This is a genomic window from Leifsonia sp. KNZ12-8B (assembly GCF_056755495.1).
This window is the reverse complement of record NZ_JBPGXM010000021.1, coordinates 32,249-41,912: the sequence shown is the minus strand read 5'-3', so window position 1 is coordinate 41,912 and position 9,664 is coordinate 32,249. Positions and strand designations below refer to the sequence as shown.

Annotated in this window: 7 protein-coding genes; 5 read left to right on the top strand and 2 right to left on the bottom strand. The window is 74.0% G+C overall.

What is annotated here, in order from left to right; all coding sequences use genetic code 11:
- Positions 1-225: 225 nt before the first annotated feature.
- Complete coding sequence (locus tag ACR9ZG_RS05540) at positions 226-885, bottom strand: TetR/AcrR family transcriptional regulator (protein ID WP_481283825.1); 660 nt, start codon at positions 883-885, stop codon at positions 226-228.
- Positions 886-944: 59 nt separating this feature from the next.
- Between ACR9ZG_RS05540 and ACR9ZG_RS05535 the strand changes: the two genes are divergently transcribed.
- The 3 genes from ACR9ZG_RS05535 to ACR9ZG_RS05525 are packed head-to-tail and all read left to right on the top strand — an operon-like array spanning position 945 to position 3,328.
- A complete protein-coding gene (locus ACR9ZG_RS05535) occupies positions 945-1,853 on the top strand; it encodes an SDR family NAD(P)-dependent oxidoreductase (protein WP_481283824.1) in 909 nt (302 codons plus the stop codon).
- Between the two features lie 19 nt (positions 1,854-1,872).
- The gene (locus ACR9ZG_RS05530) at positions 1,873-2,748 is read left to right on the top strand and encodes an alpha/beta fold hydrolase (protein WP_481283823.1); all 876 of its coding nucleotides are present in this window, start codon (positions 1,873-1,875) and stop codon (positions 2,746-2,748) included.
- On the top strand, positions 2,741-3,328 hold the full coding sequence (locus ACR9ZG_RS05525) for a TetR-like C-terminal domain-containing protein (protein WP_481283822.1): 588 nt from the start codon (positions 2,741-2,743) through the stop codon (positions 3,326-3,328). Before ACR9ZG_RS05530 ends, ACR9ZG_RS05525 begins: the two co-directional genes overlap by 8 nt.
- Positions 3,329-3,444: 116 nt before the next feature.
- Here ACR9ZG_RS05525 and ACR9ZG_RS05520 read toward each other — a convergent pair whose 3' ends face one another.
- A complete protein-coding gene (locus tag ACR9ZG_RS05520) occupies positions 3,445-4,029 on the bottom strand; it encodes an NUDIX hydrolase family protein (RefSeq protein ID WP_301212951.1) in 585 nt (194 codons plus the stop codon).
- A 113-nt stretch (positions 4,030-4,142) separates the two neighbouring features.
- On the opposite strand from ACR9ZG_RS05520, the gene ACR9ZG_RS05515 reads away from it, so the two are divergent.
- A complete protein-coding gene (locus tag ACR9ZG_RS05515) occupies positions 4,143-4,793 on the top strand; it encodes an alpha/beta hydrolase (RefSeq protein WP_481283821.1) in 651 nt (216 codons plus the stop codon).
- A gap of 102 nt (positions 4,794-4,895) precedes the next feature.
- Positions 4,896-9,662, top strand: a complete 4,767-nt coding sequence (locus tag ACR9ZG_RS05510) for an Lhr family ATP-dependent helicase (protein WP_481283820.1) — start codon at positions 4,896-4,898, stop codon at positions 9,660-9,662.
- Positions 9,663-9,664 lie beyond the last annotated feature (2 nt).

Below are 9,664 nucleotides of genomic sequence, written 5' to 3'. Positions count from 1 at the left end.
CTCCCGGCCCACACGGCCGGGAGCGCCTCCCTTTTCCGTCGGCACGCCGGTGCAGCTGTGCGACGACCTCCGTTCTGCACCGGCACGCCGACCAAACTGCCGGGCGACCTCCGTTCTCCGCCGGCACGCCGGCGAAGCCGTCGGGCGACCTCCGCCGTCGGGTCGGCACGCCGGCGAAGCCGTCCGGCGACCTCCCTTCGCACCCGCAGCGCCGACCTCCCGCCGTCAGCCCCCGAACCCGGCCAGCAGCGCCGTGAGCACGCGGGTGAGCCGCGGCTCGACCAGCACGATCGCGTGTTGAAGGCGCGGATCGCTGCGGTAGAGCGCCTCCAGCTCAGGTCCGGGGGTCGCCATCTGCCACTGCGCGCCGGCCATGCTCGTCGCCGTCGCGATCACGTCGATGGACTGCAGCTCGGTCATGCCGGGGCGGAGGCGGCGGAGCTCGGCCGCGATGGCATCCACGTGCCCGTGCACCTCCAGCTTGAACGCGCGGACGGTCTCGACCGACACGTTGCGCTCCAGGTTCAGCGGGGTGTGCGCCAGCAGGTCGCAGAACAGCGGTCGGGCGACCAGCGTCCGGCTCAGGATGCCCGCCACCGCCGCCGGGGAGGCCGGCGGCGCGTCCGCGATGCCGGCCAGGGCGGGCAGGAGCTCGCCGCGCCACGCCGCCCACTCCTCCGCCGTGAGCCGCAGGAAGATCTGCTCGCGCGTCTCGAAGTAGCGCAGGAGCCCGGACTTGTGCATGCCGACGGCCTCGGCGATGTCGGTGAGGGTCACCTCCCGCGTCCCGCGGCGTTCCGCCTCCAGGCGCGCGGCGCGCAGGATCGACTGCTCCCGCTCGCGCTTGGCCTCTGCGGACCTCGCTCGCTCGAATCCCGTCTCCACGGAACCAGGTTAGCGCAACGCGGTTGCATTATTAACGAAACAGTGTTGTACTAACCGTCATGACAACTCTGACGTGGTTCATCACCGGCTCCTCCCGCGGCTTCGGCCGCGCTCTCACGGAGGCCGCCCTCACCCGCGGCGACCGCGTCGCCGCCACCGCACGACGACCCGAGCAGCTCGCCGACCTGGTCGAGCGGTTCGGCGACCGGATCCTCCCGCTCCCCCTCGACGTCACCGACGCCGATGCCGCGGCCGACGCCCTCCAAGCCGCCCGCGCACGCTGGCAGCGCATCGACGTGGTCGTGAACAACGCCGGATATGCGAACGTCGCCCCGATCGAGACCGGATCGCCGGAGGACTTCCGCACGCAGTTCGAGACGAACTTCTGGGGCGTCTACAACGTCTCGCGCGCGGCCATCCCCCTGCTTCGCGAGCAGGGCGACGGGCTCATCATCCAGTTCTCGTCGGTCGGGGGGCGCGTCGGCGGGTCGGGCGGCATCGCGTCGTACCAGGCGGCGAAGTTCGCGGTCGACGGCTTCAGCCGGGTGCTGGCGGCCGAGACGGCGCCGTTCGGGATCCGGGTCCTCGTGGTCGAGCCGAGTGGGTTCGCGACCGACTGGGCGGGGTCGTCCATGACGATCGACGACATCCCGGCCGGCTACGAGGAGACGATCGGCCGGATGAGCCGGATGCGCGAGAGCGGCGTCGCCGCCGGCGACCCGGTACGGGCGGCGGACATCCTGGTGCGCGTCGCACACGGCGACGACCTCCCGACCCACCTGCTCCTCGGGCGCACCGCGGCCGAGTTGGCGATCGCGTACTCCGAGCGGCAGCTCGCGGAGGCGACCCGCTGGCGTGAGGTCAGCATCTCGGCCGATGCGGTCGAGCCGTACCCGGTCGCACTCCCGGGCGAGCGCGCGTCGGCAGACGAGCGCGAGTCGGCAGAGAAGGTTGACACCGTTAGCTAATGCTATTAGCTTTACGGCTATGAATACTTCCATCGCTCAGCAGGTCCGCTTCCTGCAGCGCCCTGAGGGACGCGTCTCGTACACCGTGGAGGGCTCCGGCCCGCTCGTCGTGGCCGTCCCCGGGATGGGCGACCTCCGCTCCTCCTACCGGGAGCTCGTCGGCCCGCTGGTCGACGCCGGCTTCCGCGTCGCCGTCACGGACCTGCGCGCGCACGGCGAGTCCGACACCGGCTTCCGCACGTTCGGCGACATCGCGACCGGAGGCGACCTCCTCGCGCTGATCGAGGAGCTCGGCGGCCCGGCCGTCGTGCTCGGCAACTCGATGGGCGCGGCGGCCGCCGCATGGGCGGCGGCGGAGCGCCCGGACCTCGTGAGCGGGCTCGTGCTGTTCGGACCGCTGCTGCGCGAGCCGGCCATGGGGCGCGCGACCGTCGCCGCGATGCACGGCGCGTACCGGGTGCTGTTCCGCGCGCCGTGGGGCGCACGGGCCTGGGCCGCCTACTATCGCTCGGTGCTCAACCGCGGACGCACGGCGCCGTGGCTCGGCGAGCATGTCGCGGCCATCCGCGCGAGCCTCCACGAGCCGGGGAGGCTGCGCGCGTTCCGCCGTCTCACCCTCCAGCTGACGCACGCGGTGGTGGAGCCGCGCCTGCCGGAGGTGACGGCGCCGATGCTCGCCTTCGTCGGCGACCTCGACCCGGACTTCCGCGACCCGGCCGCGGAGGCCGACTGGCTGGAGTCGGTGGGCGCGGAGGTGGTCCGGGTCCCCGAGGCCGGTCACTACCCCCACGCGCAGCGGCCCGAGCTGGTGCTGCCGGAGACCCTCGCGTTCCTGGCCCGGCTCCGCGGCGAGGGTTGGGGAGGCGCCGAGGGTCGGGGAGGCGCGGGTGCCTAGGGCCGGGCTGACCGCGGCGGCGGTGACCGCGCTCGCGCTGGACGTGCTCGACGAGGGAGGCGTGACCGCCTTCGACCGCCTTACCCTCGCCGCCGTCGCGGGGCGGGCGGGCGTGGCGGTGCCGAGTCTGTACAAGCACGTCGCGTCGCTCGACGACCTGCGCCGGCGGCTGGCGGTGGAGGCTGTCGCCGAGCTGACGCGCGTGCTCGCGGCCGCGACCATCGGCCGCTCGGGGCCGGACGCCGTCCGTGCCGCCGCCACCGCCCTCCGCCGCTACGCGACCGAGCATCCCGGGCGGTACGCGGCGACGCAGGTCGCGGCGGACCTCGCCGACCCGGCCGATCGCGAACTGGCCGCGCGGGCGGAGGAGACGCTGGCGGTGCTGCGCGCCGCGCTGCGCGGGTTCGGGCTGCCGGAGGACCGGAGCGTGGACGCGATCCGCGTCTTCCGCAGCGCCGTGCACGGCTTCGTCGTCCTGGAGCTGAGCGGCGGCTTCGGGCTCCCCGACGATCTGGACCGCAGCTTCGACCTCCTCGTGGACACCGTCGTCGCCGGGGTCGCGACGTCGGCGGCGGCCTGAGAGGCACCGTCAGGAACGGAGGAGGGCGGGGCCTCCGCGCCGGCGTGTCGCGGAGGACGGAGGAGATTCCGGGTGGATGGGGAGGGGATGCCTCCGTTCGTGAACCAGGTCTCGGGCTACGCCAGGATGCGGCCGACCGACGCCATCGCGGCCTTCACCAGGGCGCCGCGGCCGCCTTCGAGCTCGTCGCACATCGTGGGCGAGACGGCCTCCTCCGGGGTCACCCAGGTGAGTTCGAGCGCGTCCTGCCGGGGCTCGCAGGTGCCGGTGACCGGCACGACGTAGGCCAGCGACACCGCGTGCTGCCGCTCGTCCGTGAAGGGAGAGACGCCGGGCAGGGGGAAGTACTCGGCGACCTGGAACGGGACGGGGCTCGCCGGCAGCAGCGGGAACGCCATCGGGCCGAGGTCCTTCTCGAGGTGACGGAACAGCGCCTCGCGCAGCGTCTCGCCGTACATGACCCGGCCGGAGACCAGGGTGCGGGTGATCTCGCCGACGGCGTTCGCGCGCAGCAGCACGCCGACCTCGGTGACCTGGCCGAGCCCGTCCACGCGCACCGGCACGGCCTCCACGTAGAGCAGCGGGAGCCGCCGCCTGATCTGCTCCAGCTCCAGGTCGCTGAGCCACGCCGGCCCGGGCTGGGGGCCGTCGCCGGGCAACGGGTCCGGGGTCGGATCGGGGTCGGGGGTGCGCACGCTCATGCCACCGATCTTAGGCACCCGACGGGCGACGGCCAGGGGACAGCCCGATCTGTGGATGGGGGCCACACGATCGGGGGCTGTGGAGATAACACCGAGGATGAGCACAATGGAGGGTGCCGTTCCCCGCTCCCGACCTCCACCTCGACCGCGACGCCGTCCTCTGGTCGGCGGGCGAGCGCGACCGCGAAGGGCGGCCGCTGCTCGTGCTGCTGCACGGCTACGGCTCCGACGAGGCCGATCTGTTCGGGATCGCGGCGTACCTCCCCCTGGAGCCGGTCATCGCCTCGCTCCGCGCTCCCATTCCCGAAGGCCCCGGCTTCGCCTGGTTCTCGCGGTTCACGAACGTCGTTGCCGACCCGCTCGCCGGCAACGCCGACGCCGCGGCGCGGGCGGTGCTGGAGTGGCTGGACGACCAGCCGGCCGTGCCGACGGGACTCCTCGGCTTCTCCCAGGGCGGGGCCCTCGCGCTGCAGCTGCTGCGTCTCGCGCCGGAGCGCTTCGACTACGCCGTCCAGCTCTCCGGCTTCGTCGTGCAGGGGTCCCAGCAGGGCGACGCCGAGCTCGCCGAGCGCCGTCCGCCGGTCTTCTGGGGGCGCGGCACGCTCGACGACTCCATCCCCGCGACCTCCCTCGACCGCACCAGCGACTGGCTGCCGCAGCACAGCGCGCTCGACGCGCGGATCTACGAGGGGCTGGGGCACGGCATCTCGCCGCTGGAGCTCGGCGACATCAGCGCCTTCATCCGCGACAACCTGCCGCGCTGAGCGCTCCCGCATCCCGCGGCCTACGAGAGCCCCGCCGTCGACCGGCTGGGATGCCCCTGACAGGCACCTGACAGTGTCGGTGGTCGGGGGCAGGATGGAGGGATGGGCGATGTGCTCGACCGCTTCTCCCCCGCGACCAGCGAATGGTTCCGCGGGGCCTTCGCCGCGCCCACTCCTGCACAGGAGGGTGCGTGGGAGGCGATCTCGCACGGCAAGCACGCGCTGGTCATCGCCCCGACCGGGTCGGGCAAGACGCTGGCCTCCTTCCTCTGGGCCATCGACCGGCTGGCGGCGCAGCCGCGTGATCCGGCGGCGCCTCCCGGCACGCGCGTCCTCTACATCTCGCCGCTGAAGGCGCTCGGCGTCGACGTCGAGCGCAACCTCCGCGCGCCGCTGGTCGGGGTGACGCAGACGGCGAAGCGGCTCGGCTCCGAGCCGCCGCACGTGAGCGTCGGCGTGCGCTCCGGAGACACGCCGTCGTCCGATCGCCGCGCCCTGGTCACGAATCCGCCGGACATCCTGATCACGACGCCCGAGTCGCTGTTCCTGATGCTGACGTCGCAGGCCCGCGAGACGCTGACCCAGGTCGAGACGGTGATCGTCGACGAGGTGCACGCCGTCGCCTCGACCAAGCGCGGCGCGCACCTGGCGCTGTCGCTGGAGCGGCTCGACAGCCTCCTCGCCAAGCCCGCCCAACGCATCGGTCTCTCGGCGACCGTGCGGCCGCCCGAGGAGGTGGCGCGGTTCCTGGGCGGGCGTTCGCCGGTGGAGGTCGTCGCGCCTCCCGCCGGCAAGCGCTTCGACCTGCGCGTGGTCGTCCCGGTCGAGGACATGAGCGAGCTCGGCACGTCGACGTTCGCGAGCGACAACGACGACGGGTCCGGCCCGCAGGCCGGGTCGATCTGGCCGCACGTCGAGGAGGCGATCGTCGACCGGGTGCTGGAGCACCGCTCCTCCATCGTGTTCGCGAACTCGCGTCGCCTCGCCGAGCGGCTCACGGCACGGCTCAACGAGATCTACGAGGAGCGGCTGCTCGGCGGCGACGTCTCCGAGCCGGCGGCCGAGGCGGGGGCGCAGCCGCGCCGCGCGCCCGCCGAGCTGATGGGCGGCGCGGGGCAGACGCGGGGCTCGCAGGCGGTGGCCGACCCGGACACCCTCGTGCTCGCGCGCGCCCACCACGGCTCGGTGAGCAAGGAGCAGCGGGCGCTCATCGAGGACGACCTCAAGTCCGGGCGGCTGCGGTGCGTGGTCGCGACCTCCAGCCTCGAGCTCGGCATCGACATGGGCGCCGTCGACCTGGTGGTGCAGGTGGAGGCTCCGCCCTCGGTGGCGAGCGGCCTGCAGCGGGTGGGCCGCGCCGGTCACCAGGTCGGCGAGGTGTCGCGCGGGGTGCTGTTCCCCAAGCACCGCGCCGACCTCATCCACTCGGCCGTGGCCACCGAGCGGATGACCGCCGGGCTCATCGAGACGCTGCGGGTGCCGACCAACCCGCTCGACATCCTCGCCCAGCAGACGGTCGCCGCGACCGCGCTGGAGCCGATCGACGCCGACGACTGGTTCGACACCGTGCGGCGCAGCGCTCCCTTCGCGACACTCCCGCGCAGCGCGTACGACGCCACCCTCGACCTCCTGGCCGGCCGGTACCCGTCGGACGAGTTCGCCGAGCTGCGGCCGCGCATCGTCTGGGATCGCGACACCGGCACCCTCACCGGCCGGCCGGGCGCGCAGCGGCTCGCCGTCACCAGCGGCGGCACCATCCCCGACCGCGGGATGTTCGGCGTCTACATGGTCGGCGAGAAGGCCAGCCGCGTCGGCGAGCTCGACGAGGAGATGGTGTACGAGTCGCGGGTCGGCGACGTGTTCGCGCTCGGGTCGACCAGCTGGCGCATCCAGGAGATCACGCACGATCGCGTGCTCGTCACGCCGGCGTTCGGCGAGCCGGGGCGCCTGCCGTTCTGGAAGGGCGACGGACTCGGACGGCCCGCCGAGCTCGGGCGCGCGGTCGGCGCGTTCATGCGCGAGGTGAGCGCGGCCTCCCCCGCCGACGCCGAGCTGCGCTGCGTGGAGGCCGGGCTCGACGCGTGGGCGACGAGCAACCTGCTCGCCTTCCTCGGCGAGCAGAAGGCCGCGACCGGGCACGTGCCGGACGACCGCACGCTCGTCGTCGAGCGCTTCCGCGACGAGCTGGGCGACTGGCGCGTCGTACTGCATTCCCCGTTCGGCATGCAGGTGCACTCGCCGTGGGCGCTGGCCGTGCAGGCGCGCGTGCGCGAGCGGTACGGCATCGACGCGGGGGCGATGGCGGCCGACGACGGGATCATCGTCCGGATCCCCGACACCGAGGCGCAGCCTCCCGGCGGCGAGCTCTTCGTGTTCGAGCCGCAGGAGCTCGACGAGCTGGTCACGACCGAGGTCGGCGGCTCGGCGCTGTTCGCCTCCCGCTTCCGCGAGTGCGCGGCCCGCGCGCTGCTGCTGCCCAAGTACAACCCGGGCAAGCGGTCACCGCTGTGGCAGCAGCGGCAGAAGGCCTCGCAACTGCTCGACGTGGCGCGCAAGTACCCGAGCTTCCCGATCATCCTCGAGACGATCCGCGAATGCCTCCAGGACGTCTACGACCTCCCGGCGCTCGACGACATCGCCAAGCAGATCGAGCAGCGGCGCATCCGGCTGGTGGAGGCGAGCACGGAGTCGGCCTCGCCCTTCGCCCGCTCGCTGCTGTTCGGATATGTCGCCGCGTTCATGTACGAGGGCGACAGCCCGCTGGCGGAGCGCCGGGCCGCCGCCCTGTCGCTCGACGCCGGTCTGCTCGCGGAGCTGCTCGGCCGCGCCGAGCTGCGCGAGCTGCTCGACCCGCAGGTCATCGAGCGGGTGGAGCGGCAGCTGCAGCGCCTCGACCCCGACCGGCGGGTCCGCGGAGTGGAGGGGGTCGCCGACCTGCTCCGGCTGCTCGGCCCGCTGTCGGTGGAGGAGGTCGCCGAGCGGTTGCAGGCCGAGGGGGCGGCCGCGGTGGTCGGTGCGCCGGACCGCGACGCTGGGAACGCGGACGCCGAGAGCGCCCACGCCGAGAGCGCCGACGCCGGGACCGCCGACGCCGAGCTCGCGCCTCCCGCCGCGGACGCCGCCACCGCCCGCGCGCACCTGGGCACCCTGGTCGATTCGCGGCGCGCTCTCGCGGTGACGATCGCCGGGGTCGAGCGGTTCGCGGCGATCGAAGACGCGGCGCGGCTGCGCGATGCGCTCGGGGTGCCGCTGCCGATCGGCGTTCCGGTCGCGTTCATCGAGCCGGTCGACGATCCGCTCGGCGACCTCGTCAGCAGATTCGCGCGCACGCACGGTCCGTTCGAGGTCGCCGACATCGCGGCGCGGTTCGCGCTCGGGCCGGCGATCGTCCACGACGCGCTGCGGCGTCTCGCGCACGACGGCCGGGTCGTCGAGGGCGAGTTCCGGCCGCACGCCCACGGCTCCGAGTGGAGCGACGCGGAGGTGCTGCGACGCCTCCGGCGGATGTCGCTGGCCGCGCTCCGGCACGAGGTCGAGCCGGTCGAGACCGCCGCGTTCGCGCGGTTCCTGCCCGACTGGCAGCACGTCGGCTCCACGCTGCGCGGGGTGGATGCCGTCGCCTCGGTGATCGAGCAGCTGGCCGGCGCCCGCATCCCCGCCTCCGCCTGGGAGTCGCTCGTGCTGCCGAGCCGCGTGGCCGACTACAGCCCGGCGATGCTCGACGAGCTGACGGCGACCGGCGAGGTCATCTGGGCGGGCGACGGCTCGCTGCCCGGCAACGACGGCTGGGTCAGCCTCCACCTCTCCGACAGCGCACCGCTCACGCTCGCCCCGCCCCAGGAGCACGACCCCGACGAGCTGCAGCGCGGCGTGCTGGCGGCGCTGTCGCGCGGCGGCGGCTACTTCTTCCGGCAGCTGTCCGACGCGGTCGGCATGGAGCGCGGCTCCGCGGTGGACGACTCCGCCCTCGAGACCGCGCTCTGGGATCTCGCCTGGTCCGGACTCGTGACCAACGACACGCTGGCGCCGCTGCGCGTGCTCACCGCCGGTGGCACCGCTGCGCACAAGCGGCCCCGGCAGCCGACGCGGTCGCGCATGTACCGCGGCCGTGCGGCGACCCGCTCGGCGATGGTCACGAGGATGGGGCCGCCGACCGTGGCCGGCCGATGGTCGCTGCTGCCCGAGCGCGACCTCGACTCCACGGTCCGGGCGCACGGGCAGGCGGAGACGCTGCTCGACCGGTACGGCGTCGTGACCCGCGGCTCCGTGATGAACGAGGGGACGCCCGGCGGTTTCGCACTCGCCTACAAGGTGCTGAGCGGCTTCGAGGAGACCGGCCGCGCTCGCCGCGGCTACTTCGTGGAGACGCTCGGCGCCGCCCAGTTCGCGGCCGGCGCGACCGTCGACCGGCTGCGCTCGTTCACGCGCGATCACACCCAGGAGCGGTCGTTCGAGGCCGTCGCGCTCGCGGCGACCGACCCGGCGAACCCGTACGGCGCCGCCCTCCCCTGGCCGGCCGTGCCCACGCCGGCGGGCGGGACGGAGGGCGGAACCGGTCACCGGCCCGGCCGCAAGGCCGGTGCGCTGGTCGTGCTGGTCGACGGCGAGCTGACCCTCTACGTCGAGCGCGGCGGCAAGAGCCTGCTGTGCTTCGTCGACCCGTCCGCCGAGGGACCGGAGGCCCAGGAGGCCGTCGCGGCGATGCGCGCAGCCTCCCGCGCCCTCGCCGCGCTCGTGACGTCGCGCCGGGTCGACAAGCTCGCGATCGAGACCGTCAACGGCGGTTTCGTGCTCGGCACCGCGCTCGGCGACGCGCTGACCGAGGCGGGCTTCACAGCGACGCCGCGCGGACTGCGGCTGCGGGGCTGACG

What these genes read in the sequence shown, in the direction of transcription:
- ACR9ZG_RS05530 (WP_481283823.1), top strand. Translation starts at nt 1,873, where the DNA reads ATGAATACTTCCATCGCTCAGCAGGTCCGCTTCCTGCAGCGCCCTGAG.
- ACR9ZG_RS05520 (WP_301212951.1), bottom strand. Translation starts at nt 4,029, where the DNA reads ATGAGCGTGCGCACCCCCGACCCCGATCCGACCCCGGACCCGTTGCCC.
- ACR9ZG_RS05510 (WP_481283820.1), top strand. Translation starts at nt 4,896, where the DNA reads ATGGGCGATGTGCTCGACCGCTTCTCCCCCGCGACCAGCGAATGGTTC.
- ACR9ZG_RS05535 (WP_481283824.1), top strand. Translation starts at nt 945, where the DNA reads ATGACAACTCTGACGTGGTTCATCACCGGCTCCTCCCGCGGCTTCGGC.